Annotated in this window: 17 protein-coding genes and 1 pseudogene; 10 read left to right on the forward strand and 8 right to left on the reverse strand. The window is 78.0% G+C overall.

What is annotated here, in order from left to right; genetic code table 11:
- Positions 1–34 precede the first annotated feature (34 nt).
- Both ACI78R_RS08315 and ACI78R_RS08320 read right to left on the reverse strand, forming a co-directional pair.
- On the reverse strand, positions 35–2,851 hold the full coding sequence (locus ACI78R_RS08315; protein WP_457040331.1) for an FAD-binding and (Fe-S)-binding domain-containing protein: 2,817 nt from the start codon (positions 2,849–2,851) through the stop codon (positions 35–37).
- A gap of 65 nt (positions 2,852–2,916) precedes the next feature.
- Entirely contained in the window at positions 2,917–3,321 is a 405-nt protein-coding gene (locus tag ACI78R_RS08320) for a cupin domain-containing protein (protein ID WP_073420751.1), read from the reverse strand.
- Positions 3,322–3,507: 186 nt separating this feature from the next.
- Here ACI78R_RS08320 and ACI78R_RS08325 point away from each other — a divergent pair, with 186 nt between their 5' ends.
- Complete coding sequence (locus tag ACI78R_RS08325) at positions 3,508–4,914, forward strand: MFS transporter (protein ID WP_457040332.1); 1,407 nt, start codon at positions 3,508–3,510, stop codon at positions 4,912–4,914.
- On the opposite strand, the gene ACI78R_RS08330 is transcribed toward ACI78R_RS08325, so the two are convergent.
- Positions 4,862–6,202 (reverse strand): lipopolysaccharide biosynthesis protein, encoded by a 1,341-nt coding sequence (locus ACI78R_RS08330; protein ID WP_457040333.1) that lies wholly within the window; start codon positions 6,200–6,202, stop codon positions 4,862–4,864. The two genes, ACI78R_RS08325 and ACI78R_RS08330, sit on opposite strands and share 53 nt — an antisense overlap.
- Before the next feature lie 68 nt (positions 6,203–6,270).
- On the opposite strand from ACI78R_RS08330, the gene ACI78R_RS08335 reads away from it, so the two are divergent.
- On the forward strand, positions 6,271–8,004 hold the full coding sequence (locus ACI78R_RS08335; protein ID WP_457040334.1) for a hypothetical protein: 1,734 nt from the start codon (positions 6,271–6,273) through the stop codon (positions 8,002–8,004).
- Positions 8,005–8,018: 14 nt separating this feature from the next.
- The gene (locus tag ACI78R_RS08340; RefSeq protein ID WP_457040502.1) at positions 8,019–8,162 is read left to right on the forward strand and encodes a DUF2613 family protein; all 144 of its coding nucleotides are present in this window, start codon (positions 8,019–8,021) and stop codon (positions 8,160–8,162) included.
- Between the two features lie 99 nt (positions 8,163–8,261).
- Here ACI78R_RS08340 and ACI78R_RS08345 read toward each other — a convergent pair.
- A pseudogene (locus ACI78R_RS08345) lies at positions 8,262–9,329 on the reverse strand (glycosyltransferase family 4 protein); the annotation flags it as partial.
- 35 nt (positions 9,330–9,364) lie between these two features.
- On the opposite strand from ACI78R_RS08345, the gene ACI78R_RS08350 reads away from it, so the two are divergent.
- The 3 genes from ACI78R_RS08350 to ACI78R_RS08360 all read left to right on the forward strand — a co-directional run bounded on the left by ACI78R_RS08350 (position 9,365) and on the right by ACI78R_RS08360 (position 15,592).
- Complete coding sequence (locus tag ACI78R_RS08350) at positions 9,365–10,096, forward strand: class I SAM-dependent methyltransferase (protein WP_073420195.1); 732 nt, start codon at positions 9,365–9,367, stop codon at positions 10,094–10,096.
- 179 nt (positions 10,097–10,275) lie between these two features.
- A complete protein-coding gene (locus ACI78R_RS08355) occupies positions 10,276–11,253 on the forward strand; it encodes a DUF3068 domain-containing protein (RefSeq protein WP_457040335.1) in 978 nt (325 codons plus the stop codon).
- Positions 11,254–11,290: 37 nt separating this feature from the next.
- On the forward strand, positions 11,291–15,592 hold the full coding sequence (locus tag ACI78R_RS08360) for an alpha-(1->3)-arabinofuranosyltransferase domain-containing protein (protein ID WP_457040336.1): 4,302 nt from the start codon (positions 11,291–11,293) through the stop codon (positions 15,590–15,592).
- On the opposite strand, the gene ACI78R_RS08365 is transcribed toward ACI78R_RS08360, so the two are convergent.
- A complete protein-coding gene (locus tag ACI78R_RS08365; protein WP_457040337.1) occupies positions 15,481–16,737 on the reverse strand; it encodes an acyltransferase family protein in 1,257 nt (418 codons plus the stop codon). The genes ACI78R_RS08360 and ACI78R_RS08365 overlap by 112 nt on opposite strands.
- A 107-nt stretch (positions 16,738–16,844) precedes the next feature.
- On the opposite strand from ACI78R_RS08365, the gene ACI78R_RS08370 reads away from it, so the two are divergent.
- Positions 16,845–17,600 (forward strand): class I SAM-dependent methyltransferase, encoded by a 756-nt coding sequence (locus ACI78R_RS08370; protein WP_073420192.1) that lies wholly within the window; start codon positions 16,845–16,847, stop codon positions 17,598–17,600.
- Positions 17,601–17,621: 21 nt separating this feature from the next.
- Here ACI78R_RS08370 and ACI78R_RS08375 read toward each other — a convergent pair whose 3' ends face one another.
- The 3 genes from ACI78R_RS08375 to ACI78R_RS08385 form a co-directional block, all read right to left on the reverse strand.
- Complete coding sequence (locus ACI78R_RS08375) at positions 17,622–18,245, reverse strand: TetR/AcrR family transcriptional regulator (protein WP_139252926.1); 624 nt, start codon at positions 18,243–18,245, stop codon at positions 17,622–17,624.
- Between the two features lie 10 nt (positions 18,246–18,255).
- Positions 18,256–19,059, reverse strand: a complete 804-nt coding sequence (locus tag ACI78R_RS08380) for a class I SAM-dependent methyltransferase (protein WP_457040338.1) — start codon at positions 19,057–19,059, stop codon at positions 18,256–18,258.
- A gap of 93 nt (positions 19,060–19,152) precedes the next feature.
- Entirely contained in the window at positions 19,153–19,920 is a 768-nt protein-coding gene (locus ACI78R_RS08385; protein ID WP_457040339.1) for an SDR family NAD(P)-dependent oxidoreductase, read from the reverse strand.
- A 107-nt stretch (positions 19,921–20,027) separates the two neighbouring features.
- Between ACI78R_RS08385 and ACI78R_RS08390 the strand changes: the two genes are divergently transcribed.
- The 3 genes from ACI78R_RS08390 to ACI78R_RS08400 are packed head-to-tail and all read left to right on the forward strand — an operon-like array spanning position 20,028 to position 24,435.
- A complete protein-coding gene (locus ACI78R_RS08390) occupies positions 20,028–21,359 on the forward strand; it encodes an MFS transporter (RefSeq protein ID WP_457040340.1) in 1,332 nt (443 codons plus the stop codon).
- A gap of 41 nt (positions 21,360–21,400) precedes the next feature.
- Positions 21,401–22,945: a gluconokinase gene (locus tag ACI78R_RS08395; protein ID WP_457040341.1), complete on the forward strand. Its 1,545-nt coding sequence runs from the start codon at positions 21,401–21,403 to the stop codon at positions 22,943–22,945.
- Between the two features lie 17 nt (positions 22,946–22,962).
- Positions 22,963–24,435, forward strand: coding sequence for a GntP family permease (locus ACI78R_RS08400; RefSeq protein ID WP_073420186.1), 1,473 nt, complete (start codon positions 22,963–22,965; stop codon positions 24,433–24,435).
- Positions 24,436–24,495: the final 60 nt, after the last annotated feature.

Genomic DNA, 24,495 nt, shown 5'->3' on the forward strand with positions numbered 1-24,495 from the left:
CCGCCCGCCCGTCATTCCCGCTCGAGGGTCTGGACTACTCGCGGTCGAGCGCGTCGGCGAGCAGCTCGGCGAGGTGGCTGCCCGGGCGGTCGGCCAGCGCGTCGAGCTGGGTGCGGCAGGAGAACCCGTCGGCCAGCACGACGGCGTCCGGTCCCGCCTCCCGTACCGCGGGCAGCAGCTGCTGCTCGGCGATCGCCACCGACACGTCGTGGTGGCCCTTCTCCACGCCCCAGTTCCCGGCCAGGCCGCAGCAGCCGCCGAGCCGGGTGACCGTGGCGCCCGCCGAGCGGAGCAGGCGCTCGTCGGCCGCCCACCCCATCACCGCGTGGTGGTGGCAGTGCGGCTGCGCGACCACCTCGACGCCGGCCAGCGACGGCGGCGTCCAGCCCTCGGTGGCCCCGAGCAGCTCGGCGAGCGTCCGGGTGCCCGCGGCGACCCGTGCCGCGGCCGGGTCGTCGAGCAGCTCGACGGCGTCCGAGCGCAGCGCCGCGGTGCACGAGGGCTCCACGCCCACGATCGGGACGCCGGCGTCGGCCAGCGGCGCGAGCCGCCGCACCGTGTCGCCGAGGATGCGCCGGGCGGTGTCGAGCTGGCCGGTGGTGATCCAGGTGAGGCCGCAGCAGGTGTCGTCGCCGGGCACCTGCACCGCGTAGCCGGCGTCCTCGAGCACCCGCGCGGCCGCGTGCGCCACGTGCGGGGCGAAGTGGTCGGTGAAGGAGTCCACCCACAGCGCCACCGGCGCGCCGTCCTGCCGGCCCGGCGTCCACGTCTGGCGGAACGTGCGCGGCGCGAAGGAGGGCAGGTCGCGGCGCTGGTCGACGCCGGCGCCCCACCGCGCGAGCCGCCCGCCGACGCGGGACCGCAGCACGGCGTTGACCAGCCGCGGCGCCCGGGCGGCCAGGTCGGACCACATCGGCAGCTTGCCCAGCGTGTAGTGCGACAGCGGCCGCAGCCGGCGGCGGTAGCTCTGGTGCAGCACCTCGGCCTTGTAGCTGGCCATGTCCACGCCGGTCGGGCAGTCGCGCGAGCACCCCTTGCACGACAGGCACAGGTCCAGCGCCGCGTGCACCTCCGGCGAGCGCCAGTCCCGCACCGGCCCGCCCGGGGCGAGCATCTCCTGCAGCACGCGAGCGCGGCCGCGGGTGGAGTCCTTCTCCTCGCGGGTGGCCGGGAACGACGGGCACATCACCGCGACGCCGGACGGGTCGGCCCGGCACTTGCCGACGCCGGTGCAGCGGTGCACCGCGTTGGACAGGTCGCCGTCGTCGTGGCGGTAGAGCAGCGCGAGGCCCTCCCGCCTGCGCGGCGCGGCCGCGACCCGGATGTCGGCGTCGAGCGGCGCGGGGCGCACCAGCACGCCGGGGTTGAGCACGTCGCTCGGGTCGAACAGGCCCTTGACCCGCGCGAAGAGGTCCAGCGCGGCGGGGGAGTACATGGTCGACAGCAGCTCGCTGCGGGCCCGGCCGTCGCCGTGCTCGCCCGACACCGACCCGCCGTAGCGGGCGACCAGCCGGGCGGCCTCCTCCACGAAGGCGCGGTAGGCGGCCCGGCCCCGGTCGGGCTCGCGCCCGAACGGGAAGTCGATGCGCACGTGCACGCAGCCGTCGCCGAAGTGCCCGTAGGGGACGCCCTGCAGCCCGTGCTGCTCGAGCAGCGCGTCGAACTCCCGCAGGTAGGACCCCAGCGAGGTCACCGGGACGGCGGCGTCCTCCCAGCCGGCGTGCGCGGGCCGGCCGTCGGAGGTGCGCGCGGCGAGGCCCGCGCCGTCCTCGCGGATGCGCCAGATCGCCGCGGCGTGCGCGACGTCGGTGACCACCATGCTGTCGAGCGCGCCGGCGTCGGCGACCACCCGCGCGCCGGTGGCCGCCACCTCGTCGACGGTGTCGCCGGTGACCTCGACGATCAGCCACCCGGCGCCCTTCGGCAGGTCCGGGACGACGGCGGCCGGCACGTCGCGCAGCCGCTGCACGATGCGCTCGTCGAGGCCCTCGACGGCGGTCGGCCCGTGCCGCAGCAGGCCGGGGGTGGCGTCGGCGGCGTCGGCCATCGACGGGTAGCCCAGCACCACCAGGCCGCGGTACGGGGCGTCGGCGACCAGGCGCACCGTGGCGCCGAGGACGACGGCGAGGGTGCCCTCGCTGCCGACCAGCGCGCGGGCGACGTCGAAGCCGTGCTCGGGCAGCAGGTGCTCCAGCGAGTAGCCCGACACCTGGCGGCCGAAGGTGCCGAGCTCGGTGCGGATGGTGGAGAGGTCGCCGGCGACGAGGTCGCGCAACCCGTCCAGGCCGGTCACCGGTGAGCCGGAGGTCAGCCGCAGCCGCTGCCCGGTGCCGGTGACGACGTCGAGGCCCACGACGTTGTCCGACGTCCGGCCGTAGCCCAGCGCCCGCGAGCCGCAGGCGTTGTTGCCGATCATCCCGCCGATCGTGCAGCGGTTGGAGGTGCTCGGGTCGGGCCCGAAGCGCAGCCCGTGCGGGCGGGCGGCGGCCTGCAGCCGCGACTGCACGACGCCCGGGTCGACGACGGCGGTGCGCGCCTCGGCGTCGATCGCGTGCACGCGGGACAGGTACCGGCTGGTGTCGACGACGACGCCGGTGCCCACGGCGTTCCCGGCGATCGAGGTGCCGGCCCCGCGCATGGTCAGCGGGACGCCGAGCTCGCGGCACACCGACAGCGCCGCCACGACCTCGTCGGCGTCGCGCGGCCGGACGACGGCCTGCGGCAGCACGCGGTAGAGCGAGCCGTCGGAGGAGTACAGCGCCCGGGCCAGGCCCGAGTCGTCGACGTCGCCGATGCCGGCCCGGCGGAGCGCTGCGGAGACCTCGGTGGGGGGCGCGTCGACGGTCGTCACGCGCCCAGTGTCCCCGGTGCCGCCCACGGCGTGGACGGCACCGGGGAGGAGTGCGTCTCTCCGGCTCAGTCCTCGGTGGGCGGCTCGTCCTTGCCGGACTCCTCCGCCTCGTCGGCCTCCTCCTTGGTGTGGTGCACCGCGCCGTCGGCGTGCTCCGGCGGGCCGTAGACCGTGTAGAGGACCAGCGGGTTCGGCCCGGTGTTGAGGAAGTTGTGCTTCGTCCCGGCCGGGACGACGACCAGGTCGCCCTGCGCCACCTTCTTGGTGGACCCGCCGACCTTCGCCTCACCGACGCCGCTGACGAAGGTGAGGATCTGGTCGATGTCCTCGTGGACCTCCTCGCCGATCTCCCCGCCCGGCGGGATGGTCATGACGACGAGCTGGGTGTTCTTCCCCGTCCACAGCACCCGGCGGAAGTCGGGGCTCTCCTCGGCGACGGTCGCGATCGTGAAGTGGATGACGGACGCCATCGACGCGCACCTCCTGGTCCTCGCGGCACCCGTGCGGTGCCTCCCGGGACCTCCTGCCCCCGACCCGCGCAGAGCATGCGTGCCGACGTCCCCCGGACGGCTGTGATCGGCGCCGCTGCCCTGCTACGGTGACGCCACGTCGGTTCGGATGTCCAACTGACGCCCGTCGATCCCCTGGGGGCGCGCGTGTCCCGCTCGGTCCAGCAGGCTCCTCCCGCAGCGCCGCCGGCCCCCGCGCCGGCGGTCCAGCGGCGCACGCTCGCTGTCGTCGCCACCAGCACGCTCCTCGTGCTGGCCGCCTTCGTCACCCCGCTGGCCACCACGGTGTCCACCGCGCGCGACCTCGGCACCGGTCCCGGCGGGCAGGCGTGGCTGCTCTCGGCGATGAGCGTGGGGCTCGCCGCGGCGCTGCTGGTGGCCGGGTCGGTCGCCGACGACGTCGGGCGGCGGCTGGTCTTCACCGCCGGCCTGGTGCTGCTCGCCGCCGGCGCCGGCCTGACCGCCGCGGCCGGGAGCACCGGTGTCTTCGTGGCCGGGCGGCTGGTCGAGGGCGTCGGCGGCGCCGCGGTGCTCGCCTGCTCGCTCGGCCTGATCGCGCAGGTGTTCCCGCTCGGGCCGGCCAGGGCGCGCGCCGCCGCGGTGTGGGGCGCGGCGCTGGGCGCGGGCACCGGCGTCGGCGGGCTGGCCGCGGTGGTGCTCGACGGCGACGACGGCTGGCGCGCCACGCACGTCGCCACCGCCGCCGTCACGCTGCTGCTCGCCGTCGCCGCGCGCCTCCTGCTGCCGGAGTCCCCGCGCCCGCGCCGGCCGCGGGTCGACGTCGCCGGGCCCGTGCTGCTGGTCGCCGCCGTCACCTGCCTGCTCGTCGGCCTGGTCGCGCCGCGCAGCGGTGCCGGCGCGCTCCCGACGGCGGTGCTGCTGGGCGGCGGCGCGCTGCTGGCCGCCGGGTTCGTGCTGGCCGAGAGCCGGGTGCGCAGGCCGATGGTCGACCTCGGCCTGTTCCGCGTCCGGGGGTTCACCGCCGCGCTGGTCGGCGCCATGGTCACCGGCGCGGCCACGGTCGGGCTGATGTCCTTCCTCGCCACCGTGCTGCAGCGCGGCCTGGGCGAGAGCCTCCTGGCGACGACGGTGCTCGTGCTGGTGTGGTCGGCGGTGGCCACGGCGACGTCGGTGGGCCTGCGCTGGCTCCCCGCCGTCGACGGGCGGCTGCTGCTGGCCGCCGGGCTGGCCCTCTCGGCCGCGGGCCTGGCCGCCCTCGCCGTGCTCGACGTGGACTCCACCGCGGTGCGTCTGCTGCCCGGGCTGCTGGTGCTCGGCGTGGGCTACGGCGTGGCGAACGCGGCGCTCGGGCGGGAGGCGGTGGCGCACGTGCCGGCGGAACGGGCCGGCATGGGCAGCGGCGCGAACAACACGGCGCGCTACCTCGGCGCGGCGGTGGGCGCGACGCTGGTCGTCCTGCTGGTCACCGCGGGCGACCCCGCGGGCACCGCGGCCGGGCTGCTCGCCGGGTGGGACGCCGCGGCGCTCGCGGGTGCGGCGCTCAGTGCCGCCGGCGCGCTGGCGGTGCTGGCGCTGCGACCGGCGCGCCGCTGACGGCGGCCCCGGCGACCTGCGCGTCCACGGCCACGTCCGGAGCGTGCGCCCGCCGCAGCCGGAGCAGGCCGACGCCCACCAGCGCGGTGGCCGTCCCGGCCGCGGCGGCCGCGACGGCGAGCACCGACAGGACGCCGGCCGCGGCGAGCGCCCCGACGACGGCGGTCTCCACCGCCACGGTGGCCCACACCGCCGCGGCGGCGGTGCGGTCGGCCGCCGCGATGCCGTTGTAGAGCAGCAGCTGGGCCAGCGCGAGCAGCGTGCCGGCGGCGGTGAACACCCAGGTCCAGCCGCCGAGGTGGGCGCCGTAGGCGGCGCCGCCGACCAGCGGCAGCGCGGCCGCGCCGAGCACCGCGGTGGCCAGCGTGAGCAGCCCGCCGACCGCCGCGACGACGCCGAGCGCCGCGGGCAGCGCCTGCCGCCGCGACGCCGGGTCGGCGAGCCGGGGGAGGAGCACGACGCCGACGCCCTGCGGCAGCCAGTAGGCCACCTTGGCGAACACCGCCCCGACGGCGTACTCGCCGGCCTGCGCCGCCGGCAGGTGGTGGCGCGCCAGCAGCAGGTCGAGGTTGACCAGCAGGACCAGCCCGAGCAGCGCGCCCGCCGCCCGGGCCGCCGAGCGCGCCGGGCCGCGCAGGCCCCGCGACACCCCCGGCCGCCCGCAGCCGAGCCACGACACCAGCGCGCCGGCCGCGCACCCGGCCGCCATGCCCGCCAGCGCCGCCGCCGGCGTGCCGCCCGCGAGCAGGCTGGTCACGGCTCCGGCCCACTTGAGCCCGCCGAAGGAGACGAACACCGCGGCCAGGCGGCCGTGCCGGCCGGTGCCCTGCAGGATGCCGTCGTACCCGCCGACCAGCGTCTGCGGCACCAGCGCGACGGCCAGCCAGACCGCGCCGGCAGCCCCGGGCAGGCGCAGCACCGACACCACGAGCGGCACGGCGGCCAGCGCGACCAGACCGACGGCGACGCTCGCGGCCAGCGCGGTGGCGTGCAGCCGCGGGACGGCCCGCGCCGCCGCCGACGCCGGGTGCCGGCCCAGGTGCAGCGCGGCCGCCGTCTGCAGCCCGGTGGCCGGCACCGACCCGACCAGCAGCACGCCGAGGAGCGCGGCCAGCTCGCCGTAGGACTGCGGGGTGAGCGCCCGGGCGGCGAGCACGGTGACGACGTAGGCCAGGCCGCTGACCAGCAGCAACGAGCCGGACACGAGCGCCGCCGGGACCGCGCCCGCTCCCGCGGGCCGGGCCGGCGCGGCTCCCTCCTGCGGGTGTCGCGGGCGGGGGAGGCTCACGCCGCCCACCTACCCTGCGGGGGACCTGCGGCCGGGCGCGGGCCGGCGGACGGGGACGGAGGGCGGGCGTGGACGACTGCGTGCTGCCCGACCGGTCGCCGTGGCCGGCCCGCTGGCTGGCGCTCGCCGTCGCGCTGCTCGTGAGCGCCCCGGCGCTGGCGCCCGGCCACGTGCTGCTCGGCGACCTCGTCTCGGTGCCGCGGCTCGACCTCGACCTCGACGCGCTCGGCCTGTCCGGCGCCCTCCCGCGCGCCGTCCCCGCCGACGGCGCGACCGCGCTGCTCACCGCGGTGCTGCACGGCGCACTGGTGCAGAAGGCGCTCCTCGTCACCACCGTGTACGCCGCCGTGCTGGGGGCCGCCCGCCTGGTGCCGCCCGGCCCCGGCGGGCGCCGCGGGCTGGCCGGCGCGGTGGCGGGTCTCGCCTACGGCTGGAGCCCCTACCTGGCCGAGCGGCTGCTGCTCGGCCAGTGGACCCTGCTGCTCGCCTGGGCGGCCCTGCCCTGGGTGGTGCGGGCGGGGGTGCGGCTGCGCGCCGGCGAGCCGGGCGCCCTGCCGCGGCTGGTGCTCGCCCTGGTGCCGGCGGTCCTGAGCCCCACGGGCAGCCTGCTCGCCGCCGGCGCGGTGCTCGCGGGCACCGGCCGGAGAGGCGCCGGGCGGGCCCTCGCGGCGGTCGCGCTCCTGTCGGCGCCGTGGGTGGTCGCCGCCGTGCTCAGCCCGGCGGCCGGCACGTCGGACCCGGCCGGCGTCGCCGCGTTCGCCGCCCGCGGCGAGAACTGGGGTGGCCCGGTGCTCGCCGTGCTCGGCACCGGCGGCCTCTGGAACGCCGCGGCGGTGCCGCCGTCCCGCGCCTCGGCCCTCGTCCCCGTGGTCACGGCGCTGCTGCTGGCCCTCGCGGTCGCCGGCTGGGCCGCCCGCGCGGTGCGGGCCGGCACCGGGACGCGGCTGCTCCTCCTCGGCGCGGCCGGGCTGCTGCTGGCCCTCGCCGGCGCGCTCCCCGGCGCCTCGGCGCTGCTCGAGGCGGCCGTCGCGACCGTGCCGGGCGCCGGCCTGCTGCGCGACGGGCAGAAGTGGGCGGCCTGGCCCGCCCTGCCGCTGGCCGTGGGCGCCGGGCTCGGCGCCCGCCGGGCGTACGCGGCGCTGCGGGACCTGCTGCCCGCGGCCGGCGCCCGGGCGGTCGCCGCCCTCGCGCTGCTCCTGCCGCTGGTCGCCGTCCCCGACCTGGCATGGGGCGTCGGCGGGCGGCTGCAGCCGGTGGCGTGGCCCGCCGACTGGCAGGCCGTGCGCGAGGTGCTCGCCGACGACGACGCGCCGGGCGACGTGCTGGTCCTGCCGGCCGGCGTCTACCGCGCCTTCGACTGGAACGACCGCCGCCCCCAGCTCGACCCGGCCGCGCGCTGGCTGCCCCGGCCGGTGGTCGCCGACGACACCCTGCGGGTCGACGGCGAGCCGGTGCGCGGCGAGGACACCCGCGCCCGTGCCGTCCTGGCGGCCGCCGGCGACCCGGCGGAGCTGGCCCGCCTCGGCGTCGGCTGGGTGCTGGTGGAACGCGGCACGCCCGGCCCGGAGGTGCCCTCCGCGGTGGCCGGGCTGCCCGTGGCGTTCGCCGGTGACGACCTGGTGCTGCACCGCGTGCCGGGCGCGGTCGAGGGCCCCCGGCCGGCGGCCGGCCGGGCAGCCGCGGTGATCGCCGCTCACGGCCTCGCGCTGGGGATCGCCGGGGCCTCTGCGTTGTGGATCACCGTGCGGGCGTCTACGGTGGCGCTCCGTCGTCGCCCTCCGGAGAAACGAGTGACCGCGTGAAGACCCTCCTGGCCGTGCTCCTGTCCCTCGGCGCCGGTGCGGCCGTCGGTGCCGCCGCCGTCGCGGGCGTCACCGCCGTCGTGAACCCGGACACCTCCGCGGTGGAGCAGAGCGACCAGCAGCCGATCGACGTCCTCGACTACGGCACCCGCGGCTGACCCGGTGCCGGCGTCCGCCCGCGCGGACGCCAGCACCGCACCCCAGCCCCGCACGCTCGAGTCCCAGTCCAGCCCGGCCGCGTGCCGGGCCGCGGCCGTCCCCATCGCGGTGCGGCCGCCCTCGTCCTCCAGCAGGCGCCCGACCGCGTCGGCGAGCCCGTCGAGGTCGTCGACCAGCAGGCCCGTGCGGCCGTCGAGCACCGACTCGTTGAGCCCGCCCGCCGAGCGGTAGCCCACCGTGGGCGTCCGGTGCGTGCCGGCCTCGGTGACCACCAGGCCCCAGCCCTCCTTGACCGACGGGCACAGGTGCACCCACGCCCGGGCGAGCTCGGCGTGCTTGGCGGGCTCGTCGAGGAAGCCGTGGAACTCCACCCGGCCGGCGACGCCCAGGCGCTCTGCCTCGGCGCGCAGCCGCTCGTCCCACCAGCCCTCGCCGACCACCGACAGCGTGAGGTCCGGGTACCGCCCGGAGAGCCGGGCGAGCACCTCGAGGGCGTGCTCGACCCGCTTGTGCGGGACGAGGCGGCCGAGCACGACCAGCCGCGGCGTCGCCGAGCGGCGCACCGCCACGCGCGGCGCCGGCTCCACGCCGTTGGGCACCACCGCGACCCGCCCGGGCGCGACGCCCAGGCCGGCGAGCTCGGTGCGCGTCGCCTCCGAGACGGTCACGTAACGGGAGCGCCGGTAGACCCAGGGCGCCAGCCGGGACTCCAGCCACCAGCCCACCGCGCCGCCGAGCCGGCCGAAGACGATCGGCCACTGCTCGCGGTGCACGTGGTGGACGAGCACCACGACCGGCGCCCGGGTGACCAGCGGGCTGCAGAACGGCAGGCCGTTCTGCACGTCGACCACCAGCCGCGGACGGCGGCGCGCGACGTGCAGCAGCGCCCGCGGGTAGACGCCGAGGCGCCCGCCGCGGCGGACCACCCGCACGCCGCGGACGACCTCCTCGCGCGGCGCCCGGCCGTGCGCGGCGCAGAACAGCTCGACGTCGAGCCCGGCGGCCGCCAGCCCCTCGGCGACGCGGTGCACGTACCGTTCCGACCCGCCGCCCTCCGGGTGGCTGTCGTCACGCCAGTTGACGAACACGACGTCGGCCGGCGGTCGTCGGCGGCGGGAGACGCAGATCACCCGCGGCACGATACAGACGGGTACCGGCCATTCCACCCGCCCGAATGGTCGACAGAGGAGGCGCGCAGAGAATGGACCGCTCGGCCACCCTGCGCCGGTCCGTCCGGCTGTTCCGGGCGTTCCTGCGCGAGCAGACCGACCCCGACACCTTCTACGGGGTGCTGGCCGAGGACTCCGTGCGGCAGCTGGCGCGCTGGGCCGACCTCGACGGCGCGACCGTGCTCGACGTCGGTGGCGGGCCCGGCTACTTCGCCCGCGAGTTCCGCGCGGCGGGGGCCACCTACGTGGGCCTCGAGCCCGACGCCGGCGAGATGGCCGCCCGCGGGGAGCCCGAGCCCGGCACGCTGCGGGCGAGCGGGGAGGCGCTGCCGGTGCGCAGCGGCGCGGTCGACGTCTGCTACTCGTCCAACGTGCTCGAGCACGTCGCCCGCCCGTGGGTGATGGCCGACGAGATGGTGCGGGTGACCCGGCCCGGCGGCACGGTGCTGGTCTCGTTCACGCCGTGGCTGTCGCCCTGGGGCGGGCACGAGACGGCGCCGTGGCACTACCTCGGCGGCGGCTACGCGCGCCGCCGCTTCCGCCGGCGCACCGGCCGCGAGCCGAAGAACCGGTTCGGGGAGTCGCTGTTCGCCGTGTCCGCCGGGGGGCTCGTCCGGTGGGCGCGGCGCTGCCCCGACGCCGACCTGCTCGCGGTGTTCGCCCGCTACCACCCGTGGTGGGCCGGCTGGGTCGCCCGCGTCCCGGGGCTGCGCGAGATCGCGTCGTGGAACGTCGTCGTGGTGCTCCGCCGACGGGAGCGGTGACCACCGGTAACGGGCGGTATCGGCCCGCGTGACGATGGTGGTACGCGCCGGTATCCCCTGGACGGGGGAGCGGTACCGGCGGGAACCGGCCGGGTTTGGCGCGTGACCTACCCGACAGTAGTGTGACCCGCGCCGCGACGCCGGACCGGTCGTCGCACCCCTCGAGGAGGTCCCTCCGCATGCGTCGTCGTGGTCTCGGTCTCGGCCTGGTGGCCGTGGGTGCCGTCCTCCTGGGCGCCGCCCTGGCGATCCGGCTGTTCCTCGCGCCCGACCTGGTCCGCCTGCCGCTGGACCAGTCCGCGTCGGCCACGGCGTCGGGCAGCGACGTCACCTACCTCGACTTCTCCACCCTCGAGGAGGTCGACGGCGTCGACGCCACCGTGCGCCTCACGGTCCAGGGCGACGCGGGCTCCGAGGACGCCTCCGACGACGTCGCCGTGTGGTCCTCGGGCACCACGGTGACCGCCGAGGACGGGACCCTGATCACCGCGAGCAGCTACACCGCCTGCCTCGACCGCCGCGAGGCCGCCTCGGTGGACTGCGGCAGCGAGGCCATCGACGAGGAGCCGGCCGACGTCGACGGGCTGACCGTCACGTTCCCGTTCGGCACCGAGCAGCGCGACTACGACGTCTGGAACGTCACCACCGCCCAGACCTTCCCCGCCCGCTTCGAGGGCGAGGAGGAGATCGAGGGCCTCGAGGTCTACCGCTTCGTGCAGGAGATCCCCGAGACGGTGATCCGCCAGACCGAGGTCCCCGGCGAGCTGGCCGGCGTGCCCGACGAGGAGTCGGTCGAGGCCGACGTCGTCTACAGCAACACCCGCACGCTGTGGGTGGAGCCGACCAGCGGCGTGCTGGTCACCTCCTCGGAGGCCCCGGTCACGGTGCTGCGCGCCCCGGACGGCACCACCGGCGCCACGATCCTGCAGGCCGAGTTCGCCGCCAGCGACGAGACCGTCTCGGCCGGCGTCGAGCGCGCCGAGGACAACAGGGACAAGGTCACGCTGATCAGCCGCACGCTGCCGCTGGCGGTCGCCGCGCTCGGCCTGCTCCTGGTGGTCGCCGGCGTCGTGGTCGCCCTGCGGTCGCGCGGCGGCGCCCACCGGGCGGACACCGCCGGGGTGCCGGCGCAGGAGCCGGTGTCGTTCGCCAAGTGACCGCTCCCCGGGAGGGGCGCGGCCCCTCTCCGGGGCCGTGGCCGCGCCCCCGCTGACGACCGAGCCCGCCGGACCCCGTCCGGCGGGCTCGGTCGCGTCCCCGGCCCGCCCGGGGCCCGCCCGTGCAGACCGGGCCGCGCCGGACCCCTCGCCCCCGGGCCGGCTGCTCGACCGCGCGCGCCTGGCCGTCGTCTGCCTCGGCCTCGTCGCGCTGGCGCTGTCCCAGTCGCCGGGCCGGGTCGTGTCCGACACCAAGCTCGACGTCTGGGTCGACCCGCTCGGCTTCCTCGGCCGGGCGCTGTCGATGTGGGACCCGGAGGGCTTCGCCGGCCAGGTGCAGAACCAGGCCTACGGCTACCTGTGGCCGATGGGCCCGTTCAGCGTCCTGCTCCGCGGCGCCGGCCTGCCGCCCTGGGTGGTCCAGCGGCTGTGGTGGGCGCTGCTGCTGTGCACCGCCTTCCTCGGCGTCGTGGTGCTGGCGCGGCGGCTGCGGATCGGCTCGCCCGCCGCGGTCGTCCTCGGCGGCCTCGCGTACGCGCTCGCCCCGCGGATGGTCACCTCGCTCGGCGCGACGTCGATCGAGGTGCTGCCCATGGCGGTCGCGCCGTGGGTGCTGGTGCCGCTGGTCGGCGCGGCGGCCCTGCGCTCCCCGCGCCGGGCGGCCGCGCTGTCGGGGCTGGCGGTGTTCTGCGCGGGCGGGGTCAACGCCGTCGCCGCGGCCGCCGTCCTCCCGCTGCCGGTGCTGTGGCTGCTCACCCGCCGCCCGGGGCGGGCGCGGCGGCGCCTGGCCGCCTGGTGGGCGCTCGCGGTGGTGCTGGCCACCGCGTGGTGGGCCGGGCCGCTGCTGCTGCTCGGCCGCTACAGCGTCCCGTTCCTCGACCTGATCGAGACGGCGGCGACGACCACCGCTCCCACCGACCTGCTGTCGGTGCTGCGCGGCACCGACCACTGGGTGCCGGCGCTGGCCACCTCCGCGGGCCCGCTGTGGCCGGCCGGCTGGTCGCTGCTGCACGACGTCGTCCCCGTGACCGCGACCGTGGTGCTCGCCGCCGCCGGCCTCGCCGCGCTCTGCCGGCCCCGGCTGCGCGAGCGGACCTGGCTGGTGCTGGGCGTCCTCGCCGGCGCGGCGCTGGTCACGATGGGCCACCTGGCCGCCGTCGACGGCGTGCTGGCCGGCTGGCTGCGCGAGGCCCTCGACGGCCCGCTGGCGCCGCTGCGCAACGTGCACAAGTTCGACCCGGTGCTGCGGCTGCCGCTGGTGCTGGCGCTGGTCGACCTCGTCGCCGCCGCGGCCGCCGCGGCGGCCGGCCCGGGTGTGGTCCGGCGCCCGGGCCGGCCGCTGCCCGGCCGCCTTGCCCGCGCCGCCGCGCCGCTGCGCCGGGCCGCCCCGGCCGGGGCCCGCGTCGGGTACCGGGCGACCGTGGCCGTGGTCGTGCTCGGCGTCGCCGGGGTGGCCCTCCCGGCGGTGCAGGGCCGGCTGGCGCCGCCGGCCGGGTTCGAGGCGGTGCCCGGTTACTGGCAGCAGGCCGCCGACTTCCTCGCCCGCGACACCCCGTCCGGGCGGGCGCTGCTGGTCCCCGGCTCCTCCTTCGCCACCTACGGCTGGGGGACGCCGAACGACGAGCCGCTGCAGGTGCTCGCCGAGTCGCCGTGGGAGGTGCGCAACGCGGTGCCGCTCGCGCCGAACGCGCACGTCCGGGTGCTCGACGCGGTCGAGGCCCGGCTGGCCGCGGGGCAGGGCTCGGAGGCGCTCACCCGCTACCTGGCGCGGGCCGGCATCTCGCACGTCGTCGTCCGCAACGACCTCGACGTCGGGGCCTCCGGGTCGCCGCGGCCGGTGCTCGTGCACCAGGCCCTGCGGGACTCGCCCGGCATCCGGCGGGTCGCCGCCTTCGGCCCCGACTTCCCCGGCGCCGCGCTGCTGGGGCGCGTCTTCGACGCCGGGCTCGCCCAGCCGCTGCCTGCGGTCGAGGTGTTCGGCGTCGCCGACCCGGCACCCCGGGCCTGGACGGCGCCGCTCGCCGACGCCGTCACCGTGTCCGGCGGGCCGGACGGCGTCCTGGCGCTGGAGGACCAGGGGCTGGTCACCGGGCGGCCCACCGTGCTCGCCGGTGCCGGCGTCGAGGGCACCGGGGCAGTGGCGGTCTCCGACGCGCTGGTGCGGCGCGAGCGCAGCATGGGCCGCCTGACCGACGCCGCCTCGCAGGGGCTGGCGCCGGAGGACCCGCTGCGCCTCGACGCGCCCGCCCGCGACCACCTGCTCGACGACCAGGCGGCCGCGGAGAGCGTCGTCCGCTACACCGGCGCCGTCCCGGGGGCCGCGGCGTCGGCGTCGGACGCCGACAGCTACGGCGGCGCGGACCCCGCTCGCTCGCCCTGGGCTGCCGTCGACGGCGACCCCACGACCGCCTGGTACCCGCCCGACGACGTCGGGACGCCGGCGCCGGTCGAGTGGACCCTGCGCACCGACGAGCCGGTCGGCGCCCTCGCCGTGAGCGTGACCCTGCCGCCGGACGTGGCCGCCGACCCGCCGTCGGTGCTGCTGGTCGGTACGGACACCGGCTCGCTGCGGGTCCGGCCGGCCGCGTCGGCGGCGCCGCAGCAGGTGCCCCTCCCGCCGGGCGCCACGCGGTCGATCCGCCTCTCGGTGCCGGCGGGCGAGACGCTCGGGCTGGCCGAGGTGGCGGTGCCCGGCCTGACCGTCACGCGCTCGGTGGTGCTGCCCGACCCCGGCGTCCCGGCCGACGCCTGGGTGCTCGCCGCGGCCGGCGCCCCCGTCGCGGGGTGCGCCACCTCCACCGACGCCGACCTGCGCTGCGGTGCCCCGCTCGTCGACGCCGCCGAGGAGCCCGCCGGCCTCGACCGGGTGCTGACCGTGGCGGACACGGGGGGCGGCGCCGCCTCCTACGACCTGGCGCTCACCGCGGTGCCCCGCGCCGGCCCCGCGCTCGACGAGCTGCTGGCCTCCTCGTCGGGGACGTTCAGCCGGGTGGCCGCGAGCAGCACCGCCGTCCCCGACCCGCGGGCGGGCGCCGCCGCCGTCGCCGACGGGGACCCGGAGACCGCCTGGCACGCCGCCGCCGACGACGGCTCGCCCACCCTGGTGGTCAGCTGGCTGACGCCGCAGACCGTCGACCGGCTGCGCGTGGAGACCGCCGGGTCGGTGACCGGTGCCCGGCCCGGCGCGGTCACCCTCTCCGGCGGCGGGATCACCCGCACCCTGCGCCTCGACGACGACGGCGCGGTCTCCTTCACGCCGGTGACCACCGACCGCCTGACGATCACCTTCGAGCTGGCCGGGCGCACCGAGTCCTTCGACCCCTACACGCGCACGACCTCCGACCTCGGCGTCGTCGTGGGCGAGCTCGAGGTCACCGCGCTCGCGGTGCCCGACCCCGGCCGGGTGGTCGAGGTGCCCTGCGGCGAGGGGCCCGTGGTCGCGCTCGACGGGCAGCGGTTCGAGACGTCGGTGCGCACCACCCTCGGCGCGCTGCGCGACCTCACCCCGCTGCCCCTCGAGCTCTGCGACCCGGCGGGGGAGACCCTGCGGCTCGCGGCGGGGGAGCACCGGTTCACCGCCGCCGGCACCCCCGAGCTGGCCGTCCGGTCCGCCACGCTGCTGCGCACCGGCGGCGCGCTGGCCGCCACGCCCGGCACCGACGTCGACCGCGCCGCCGCCGACGTCGTCCGCTGGGGGACCGAGCACCGTGAGGTCCGGGTCGCCGCCCGCGACGAACCGGCCCTGCTCGTGGTGCCGGAGAACGCCAACCCGGGGTGGACCGCCACGCTGGACGGCGCCGCGCTGCAGGGGGTGGCCGTCGACGGCTGGCAGCAGGGGTGGGTGCTGCCCGCCGGGGCCGCGGGCACCGTCCGGCTGGACTACGGGCCCGGCGGCACCTACCGCGCGGCGCTGGCCGGCGGTGCCGCGGCGGTGGCGCTGCTCGTCGCGCTGGCGGCCTGGCGGCCGGCGACCGCGCCCGGCCCGCCCGCGCGCCCGTCCGCCCGGCCCGCCCGCGGCCGGCGGTTCCTGACCGCGGTCGTGGTGCTCGCCGCCCTGGCCGGCACGGCACTGGCCGGCGGGGCGGTGGGCCTCGCGGTGCTCGCCGTCGCCGCCGTGCTGGGGGTGGCCGCCGGACGCCGCCGGTTCGCGGTGCTCGCGGTGCTCGCCGCGTCGCTGGTGGCGGCCGCGGGCGTCCTGCTGGCGGTCGACGGCGCCGCCGACGCGCGTCAGGCGCTCGGCGTGGCCGCGCTGTCGGTCGCCGTCGCCTCGGTCCTGCCGCTGCCCTCCGTGCTGCCGCTGCGCCGCCGGCGCGGGAGCGCCACGCCGTCGGCCACGTGACGGAACCGCCGCAGCGGCCGCTCCACCAGGACGTACAGCAGCCAGGCGACGCCCACCCCGGCGAGCCAGGTGGCCGGCGCGACCAGCACGAGCGGGCCGGTGAACACCGGCGTGCCCGTGAGGTCGTAGCCGCCGGTCAGCAGCACCACGTGCACGAGGAACAGGCCGTAGGAGACCTCGCCGAGCAGCCGCGCGGTGCGGCTGGACAGCGCCGCCCGCACCCGGCCGCTCTGCTCGCCGAGGACCAGCGGCGCCACCAGCAGGACGGCGACGCCGCCGTAGAGCAGGGAGCGGGTGACGGCCTGGCCGGCCGACGGCGCGGCCAGGCCGAGCGGCCCGGCCACCGGCGTGCAGGCGATCCAGAACAGCACCGCCGCGCCGGCCCAGCAGGTGCCGAGGCCGCCGGCGAGCTCGCGGGCGATCCGCACCGGCCGCCAGCCCGGGTCGGCGACGGTCAGCGCCGCCAGCGCGACGCCGCCGGCGAACCAGCCCGAGAAGGCCGGCAGCCACAGGTCGGTCGGGACGAAGGTGCGCTGCGCGGTCCAGACGGCGACCAGCCAGGCCAGGCCGAGGAGCGCGACGCCGCCGAGCGCCGCCAGCACCGGCCAGGGGCGGCCGGGGTCGCGCCGGCCCAGGCGCACCAGCCCGCCCGCCGCGAGCGGCAGGACCAGGTAGAACGCGACCTCGGTGCACAGGCTCCAGGTGTGCGTGAGGCCCGCCGCGAAGCCGCCGTCGTCGTAGACCTGCACGAGCAGCAGGTGGCGGACCCAGGTCGCGGGCCCGGCGCCGTCGTTGCCGGGCAGGAGCAGCAGCGCCGCGGCGACGGTGATCCAGTACGCGGGCAGGATCCGCAGCGCCCGCCGCCACAGGTAGGGGACCGCGCGCGGCGCCGGCCGCCCCTCGGCCGCCGCCAGCAGGAACGGGCGGGACAGCAGGAAGCCGGCCAGCACGAAGAACACCGGGACCCCGACGTCGAGGTGGGCGAGGACGCGGCCGAGGGCGGAGGACGTGTGGTCGCCGGTGGCGAACGCGGCGTGGGTGAGCACCACCGCCGTCGCGGCGAGGGCGCGCAGGCCGTCGAGCGCCGGGAACGCCCGCTCGGTGCGAGCGGCCGGGCCCCCCTCCAGGGCGGCGGAAGCCGTCACCGGTCCTCCCGTCGTCGCGGTGTCCCTCCTGCGGGGAGCCCGTCCCGGCCAGCGTAGGAGGGCGGGGCTACCGGTCGGTAGGGTCCGCCCCCGGACGAGGAGGTGCCGTGCGGGGACGCGGACGGCTGGGCGAGCAGGTGCGCGCGGACTGGACCCGGCTGGGCGCCGAGGACCCGCTCTGGGCGGTCTGGGTCGACCCCGACAAGCGGGGCGGCCGCTGGGACGTCGAGGAGTTCCTCGCCCTCGGGCGTGACGACGTCGACCGCACCCGCGCCTGGCTGGAGCGCCTGGGCCTGCCCACGGAGTGGGACCGCGTCCTCGACTTCGGCTGCGGCGCCGGCCGGCTCAGCCAGGCCCTCGCCCCGCACGCCCGCGAGGTCGTCGGCCTCGACGTCTCCGGGCCGATGCTCGCCCGCGCCCGGGAGCTCGACCGCAGCGGCGGCCGGTGCCGCTTCCTGCTCGCCGAGGACGCCGACCTGCACCCGGTGCCCGACGCGTCGGTGGACCTGGTGCTCACCGAGCGCGTCCTCCAGCACCTCCCGCCCGGCGGCGCCGAGCGGGCGCTGGCCGGGTTCCTCCGCGTGCTGCGGCCCGGGGGCGTCGCGGTGCTGCACTGCCCGACGACGCCGCTGTGGACGGCCCGCGGGGTCGTCTGGCGGGTGGCCCCGACCCGGCTGGTGCGCTGGGCGCAGACCCGGCTGCTCGGCTATCCGGCGCCGATGCTCATGACCGGCGTGCCGGAGGAGCGGGTGCGGGCGGTCGCCGCGGCCGCGGGCGGCCGCGTGGTGGACGTGCAGGCCGTCGTCGAGCCGGCCACGCACTGGGCGGCGGCGCGCTACGTCGTCGTCAAGGACGCCGCCTGACCCGAGCCCCGGCACCCGGGGTCAGGCGCGGCGGGCGACCAGCTGGACGAGGACCTCGGTCGCGACGTCGGTGTCCTCGGCCAGCGAGGTGACCTCGCCCCGCTCGACGCGGGCGAGCATCAGCTCGTTGAGCCCGCCCACGGCGGCGAGCACCAGCGCCCGGCCGACCGGGCGCACCTCCTCGGGGTGCCGCTCGGCGAGCTCGGTGGCCACCGCGCAGATGAGCTCGACGTAGCGGTCGATGACCTGGCGGCGCAGGGCCAGCGCCGGCCGGCCGGCGGCCTGCACCTCGACCAGCGCCGCCCAGGCGACCTCCGGGTTGGCCGCCAGCACCTCGAGGTAGGCGCGGACCGCGGTGCGCAGCCGGTCGGGCCAGGGGAGCCCGGCGGCCCGCTCCTGCGCCGCGTGCACCGTGGCCAGCATCTTGTCGGTGGCCCGCGTGTAGAGCTCGAGGAGGCAGTGCTCCTTGTCGCGGAAGTGCGCGTACACGATCGTCTTGGACACCCGGCCCTCGCGGGCGATGTCGGAGATCGTGGTGGCCCGGTAGCCCTTGGCCGCCATGCAGGTGGCCAGCGCCAGCAGGATCCGGACGCGCCGCTGGGCGTCGTCCTCGGTGAGGTCCTCCGGGGTCACGAGGGCTTCCACGCCCGTGATGCTAGGCGTCGCGGGGCCCCGCACCGGCCTCCGACGCGGCCGCTGTCCCGTTCCCGGCTCCCGCGGGCGGCCCGGCGAACGACTCCGCGACGACGACGGCACGCGCGGTGTACAGCAGCCAGTCGTACGGCGTGCCCCACACCTCCTCGACCGGCACCTGCTCCCACCGGGCGCCCGGCCCGGTGGCCCGCAGCGCGGTGAGCCGGGAGAAGGGCAGCGCGCCGGTGCGCAGCGCCTCGTCGAGGTCGGGGTTGTAGCCGACCGGCACGGTCGCCCACAGGTGCCCGCCCGGGGCGAGCAGCTCGTGCAGCCGCCGCACCGCCCGCGCCGCCTTGCCGGGGTCGCGCGGCTCCTCGTCGAAGCCGACGTGCTCCAGCGTGCTGATGGCCAGCACCAGGTCGTAGCGCCCGTCCCCGTCGAGGTCGACGACGTCGGCGTTGCGGACCCCCGGCGCCCGCTCGTACTTGTCGACGACGTCGTGGGTGACCGGTCGGTAGTGCGACAGCACGTTGCCGACCTCGAGGACGCGCGGTGCCGGCCCGTGCGCGGCCGGCGCGGCGTCGAGCACCGCCTCGGCGAGCGGCACCTCGACGGCGCGCTCGTTGAGCCACGTCCAGTGGTAGGGGTGGCGCAGCAGCCGGTGCTCGGTGCCCTCGTGCCGGACGGTCGCCGTCCACGGCCGGCCGGCACGGGCGCGGCCCAGCGCCCAGCGCGTCCCCCAGGACAGGCAGGCGGCGGCGACCGGGACGGCGCCCCGCTGCCGGGTGTGCTGCAGCACGCGGGCGGCGATGGCGGAGGCGGGCACGGCGCAGGAGTCTAGGTGCGCCGGGAACCCGCCCCCGGCCGGCGCCGCGGGCCCCCGGGGTCGGCGCGGGTCGGCGCGGGGATCGGCGCGGGGTCAGCGCGGTGGCATGCGCAGGGCGCCGTCGAGCCGGATGGTCTCCCCGTTGAGCATCGGGTTGTCGACGATCGCGAGGGCCAGCCGGGCGAACTCGTCGGCGATGCCGAGCCGGCGCGGGTGCGGGGTGGCCTGGCCGAGGGAGTCGCGCACCTCCTGCGGGAGCCGGGCGAGGATCGGGGTGTCGAAGGTGCCCGGGGCGATGGTGACGACCCGGACGAGCCGCTGGGCGAGGTCGCGGGCGGCGACGAGGGTGAGCCCGACGATGCCGGCCTTCGCCGAGGCGTAGGGGAGCTGGCCGACCTGTCCCTCGTAGGCCGCCACCGACGCGGTGAGCACGCAGACGCCGCGCTCCTCGCCGTCGACCGGCTCGTGGGCGGCCATCCGCGCCGCGGCCTGGCTCAGCACGTTGAAGGTGCCGATGAGGTTGACCCGCACGACCGACTCGTAGAGCTCCAGCGAGCCCGGCCGGCCGTCGCGGTCGACCACCCGCATCGCGCCGCCGCGGCCGGCGCAGTGCACGAGCGTGCGCAGCGGGGCGAGCCCGTCGGCCACCGCGACGGCGGCGGCGACCGCGTCGGGGTCGGTGACGTCGGCGGCGACGAACCGCGTCTCCCCGCCCAGGGAGGCCGCGACGTCGGCGCCGGCCGACGTCGGCAGGTCGACGAGCACGGTGGGCACCCCGAGTCCGGCGAGCCGGCGGGCGGTGGCCAGGCCGAGGCCCGACGCCCCGCCGGTGACGACCGCGGATCCTGCGGTGACGTCCATGGACCTGCCTTCCCTCGGGTGCGCGCCGGGCGGAGCCTCCCACCGCGGGTGAGGGGACTCACCGCCGGTGCGGGAACACATCGCCCGCCGCCGCTGTCGTCCCCTGGGTGACCGCCCCGACGAACGAGCGCACGCCCGTGCGCGCCTACGCCGTCTGGCTCACCGCGCTGGCCGCCTACGTGGTCGCCGTCTTCCACCGCGCCTCGCTCGGCGTGGCCGGGGTGGAGGCCCAGCAGCGCTTCGACGCCGGCGCCTCGGCGGTCTCGCTGTTCCTCGTGCTGCAGCTCGCCGTCTACGCCGGCCTGCAGGTGCCGGTGGGCGTGGCGCTGGACCGCTTCGGCTCGCGGCGGCTGATCGTCGCGGGCGGGGTCACGATGGCCGCCGGGCAGCTGGTGCTCGCGCTGGCCACCGACGTGCCCACCGCGATCGCCGCGCGCGTGCTGGTCGGTGCCGGCGACGCGATGACGTTCATCAGCGTGCTGCGCGTCGTCGGCTTCTGGTTCCCCGGGCGCACCGTCCCGCTGGTCACCCAGCTCACCGGCATCCTCGGCCAGGTCGGGCAGATCGTGGCCGCCTACCCGCTGGTCGCCCTGCTGCACTCGGCCGGCTGGCGCAGCACCTTCCTCGGCGCCGCGGCGGCCGGCGTGCTCGTCGTCGTCCTGGTGCTCGCCACGCTGCGCGACACCCCGCCCGGCACGCAGCTGGCGCCCGCCGCGGGCCTCGCCGACGTCCGCCGCAGCCTGGCGCTCACCTGGCGGGAGCCCGGCACCCGGATCGGCCTCTACACGCACCTGGTCACCCAGTTCTCCGGCACCGTCTTCGCGCTGCTGTGGGGCTATCCCTTCCTCGTCGTCGGGCAGGGGCTGTCCCCGGCGACGGCGGCGTCGCTGCTGACCCTGCTCGTCGTCGTCGGCATGGGCGTCGGGCCGCTGCTGGGCCGGCTGTGCGGGCGCTGGCCGCTGCGCCGGTCGGTGCTCGTCTTCTCGATCCTGGTGCTCACCGCGGGCACCTGGACCGTCGTGCTGCTGTGGCCCGGGCGCGCGCCGCTGTGGCTGCTGGTCATGCTCGTCGTGGTCCTCGGCACCAACGGCCCCGGCTCGATGATCGGGTTCGACTTCGCCCGCACCTGGAACCCGGCCGAGCGGCAGGGCAGCGCCAGCGGGGTGGTCAACGTGGGCGGGTTCGTGGCCTCGCTGCTCACCATCCTCGCCGTCGGCGCGGTGCTCGACGCGCTCACGCCCGGCGCCTCCACCGCCTACGACCTCGACGCCTTCCGCGCCGCCTTCGCGGTGCAGTACCTGTTCTGGGCGGTCGGCCTGGTCGGCGTCGTCAAGCACCGCCGGGCGCTGCGCGCCCGCCTCGCCCGCGACGGCGTCGTGCTCGCGCCGCTGTACGTCGCGGTGTCGGCCCGGCTGCGCGGGGGCAGCGCCTACCGCTGAGCGGTCGCGCCCCGCCGGGCGCGACCGGCAGGATCGCGGCCATGGACGTCGTGGTCGGGCTGGACAGCGGGACGACGGCGACCAAGGCGGTGACCGCGGGCGCCGACGGGCGCGTGCGCGACCTGGTGAGCGTCGGCTACCGCCTGTCGGTGCCGGCGCCCGGCCGCGCGGAGCTCGACGCGCAGCGCCTCGCCGACGCCGCCGTCGAGGCGCTGGCCGCCGTGAGCGCCGCCGCCCGCGAGCGCGGCGACCGGGTGGTCGGCGTCTGCCTGTCCGCGGCGATGCACGGCCTGGTCCCCATGGACGACGACGGCCGGCCGCTCGGCCCGGTGGTCACCTGGGCCGACGACCGCGCCGCCGGCTTCGCCGAGGCCCTGCGCGCCGACGGCCGGGCCGGCGGGCTGCACACCCGCACCGGCACGCCGGTGCACCCGATGTCGCCGCTGCTCAAGCTCGCCGCCCTGCGCGCCGAGGACCCCGACCGGCTGGCGTCGGTGCCGCGCTGGGGCGGGGTCAAGGAGCTCGTGGTGTCCGCGCTGCGCGGCGGCCCGCAGGTGCTCGACCGCGCCTGCGCGTCGGCGACCGGTCTGTACGGCATCCGCGCCGGCGCGTGGGACACCGAGGCGCTCGACGTCGCCGGCGTGCGCGCCGCCCAGCTCGGCGAGGTGCTGCCGACGACGGCGGTGCTGCCGGGCCTGCGCCCGGAGGTGGCCGCGGCCACAGGCCTGCCGCGCGACACCCCGCTGGTGATCGGCGCCTCCGACGGCGTGCTGGCCAACCTGGGCATCGGCGCGGTGCGGCCGGAGGTGGCCGCGGTGTCGCTGGGCACGAGCGGCGCGATGCGGGTCGTCGTCCCCGCGCCCACGGTCGACCCCGCGCACCGGCTGTTCTGCTACGCGCTCACCGAGGACCACTGGGTGGTCGGCGGGGCGGTCAACAACGGCGGCTCGGTGGTGCGCTGGGCGGCGCAGGCGCTGGCCGACGGCGACGCGCTGGGCGGCGAGGAGGCCGACGAGCTCGACGCCCGGCTGTTGGAGGAGGCGGCGGGCGTCCCGGCCGGCAGCGCCGGGCTGCTGTGCCTGCCCTACCTGCTCGGTGAGCGGGCGCCGTGGTGGCGCTCGGGCCTGCGCGGCGCCTACGTGGGCCTGCGCCGCGAGCACCGCCGCGGCCACCTGGTGCGCGCCGCCGTCGAGGGGGTGTGCCAGCAGCTGGCGCTGGTGCGCGACGCGTTCTCGGCCACCGGGCTGCCGGTCACCGAGGTGCGGGCGACCGGCGGCGCGGTGGCCTCCCCGCTGTGGGTGTCGACGCTCGCCGCCGCGCTGGACCTGCCGGTGCGGGTGGCCGACTCGCCGGAGGGCACGGGGCTCGGTGCCTGCCTGCTCGGCCTGCACGCGCTCGGCGCGCTGCCCGACCTCGACGCCGCCACCGCGCTGGTCGGCGTCTCCGACCCGGTCGAGCCCGACCCGGCCGCCGCCGACCTGTACCGGCGCACCCGGCCGCTGGTCGAGCAGTCGGCGCGGGCGCTGGCCGACGTCCTCACCACCCTCGACGCCCTCGACGACACCCCGTCCCAGACCCCCGCCTGAGCCCTGGAGGAACCGCCATGCCCGAGGTCGAGCCCGCGCTGGGTGCCGGACCGCTGCTCCTCATCGCCGCCGCCGCGGTGGGGGTCCTGCTGTTCCTCATCATGAAGCTCAAGCTGCACGCCTTCCTGGCGCTCGTCCTCGTCAGCCTCCTGACGGCGCTGGCCACGCGGATCCCGGTCGCGGACGTCGTGACCACCCTGACCACGGGCTTCGGCAGCACGCTCGCCAACGTCGCGCTGCTGGTCGGCCTCGGCGCCATGCTCGGCCGGCTGCTGGAGCACAGCGGCGGGGCGCAGGTGCTCGCCGACAGCCTCATCCGCCGCTTCGGCGAGAAGCGCGCGCCGCTGGCCCTGGGCGTCGCCGCGCTGCTGTTCGGCTTCCCGATCTTCTTCGACGCGGGCCTCGTGGTCTTCCTGCCGATCGTGTTCACCGTGGCCGCCCGGCTCGGCGGCTCGCTGCTCACCTACGGCCTGCCGGTCGCCGGCGCCTTCGCGGTCATGCACGCCTTCGTGCCGCCGCACCCGGGGCCGGTCGCGGCCGCCGAGCTGATCGGGGCCGACATCGGGCTGACGCTGGTCTTCGGCCTGCTCATCGGCCTGCCCACCTGGTACCTCGGCGGCTACCTGTTCGGGCTGTGGGCCGGGCGCCGGTACGACGTCGCCGTCCCCGACATCCTGGCCGACGGCTCCCCGCGCACGGCCGACGACGAGCCGGACCCCTCGGTGGAGGGCACCTCGCCGGCCATCGCGTCGGGCGGCTCCTCCGCCGGCGCCCGGACCGGCACCGCGACCCGCCCGGCGCCGCCCCGCTTCGGCACGGTGGTGGGCATCCTGCTGCTGCCGCTGGTGCTGATCTTCCTCAACACGGGGCTGTCCACGCTGGCCAGCGCCGGCGTGGTGGACGAGTCCTCCGTCGTCGTCCAGGCCGGCCAGCTGGTGGGCGCCACCCCGGTCGCCCTCCTCATCACCGTGCTCGTGGCGAGCGTGGTGCTCGGCCTGCGGCGCGGGCAGAGCGGCGCGCAGGTCGAGTCGATCGTCAACAGCGCCCTCGGCCCGGTCTGCGCGATCATCCTGATCACTGGTGCCGGCGGCATGTTCGGCGGCGTCCTGCGCGCGAGCGGCATCGGCACCGCGCTGGCCGACGTCCTCGGCGACATCGGCCTGCCGGTCATCGTCGCGGCGTTCGTCGTCTCGGTCCTGCTGCGGATCGCGCAGGGCTCGGCGACGGTCGCCCTGACCACCACCGCCGGCCTCATGGCGCCGGTGATCGAGGCGTCGGACGGGCTGACCTCGATCGACCTCGCCCTGATCGTCATCGCCATCGCCGCCGGGGCCACCGTTCTCTCGCACGTCAACGACTCGGGCTTCTGGCTGGTCAGCCGGTTCTTCCAGATGGACGAGAAGACGACGCTCAAGACCTGGACGGTCATGGAGACGCTGCTCGGGACGATCGGCTTCGCGCTGGCGCTCGTGCTCAGCCTCTTCCTGTAGCGGTCCGGGGCGCGGACGGCGCCGTTCCGCGCCACGATGACGGCCGGACCGCAACGGAGC

The sequence above is a fragment of the Geodermatophilus sp. SYSU D01106 genome, assembly GCF_054049995.1.

What these genes read in the sequence shown, in the direction of transcription:
- ACI78R_RS08320 (WP_073420751.1), bottom strand. Translation starts at nt 3,321, where the DNA reads ATGGCGTCCGTCATCCACTTCACGATCGCGACCGTCGCCGAGGAGAGC.
- ACI78R_RS08350 (WP_073420195.1), top strand. Translation starts at nt 9,365, where the DNA reads ATGGACCGCTCGGCCACCCTGCGCCGGTCCGTCCGGCTGTTCCGGGCG.
- ACI78R_RS08355 (WP_457040335.1), top strand. Translation starts at nt 10,276, where the DNA reads ATGCGTCGTCGTGGTCTCGGTCTCGGCCTGGTGGCCGTGGGTGCCGTC.
- ACI78R_RS08385 (WP_457040339.1), bottom strand. Translation starts at nt 19,920, where the DNA reads ATGGACGTCACCGCAGGATCCGCGGTCGTCACCGGCGGGGCGTCGGGC.
- ACI78R_RS08395 (WP_457040341.1), top strand. Translation starts at nt 21,401, where the DNA reads ATGGACGTCGTGGTCGGGCTGGACAGCGGGACGACGGCGACCAAGGCG.
- ACI78R_RS08400 (WP_073420186.1), top strand. Translation starts at nt 22,963, where the DNA reads ATGCCCGAGGTCGAGCCCGCGCTGGGTGCCGGACCGCTGCTCCTCATC.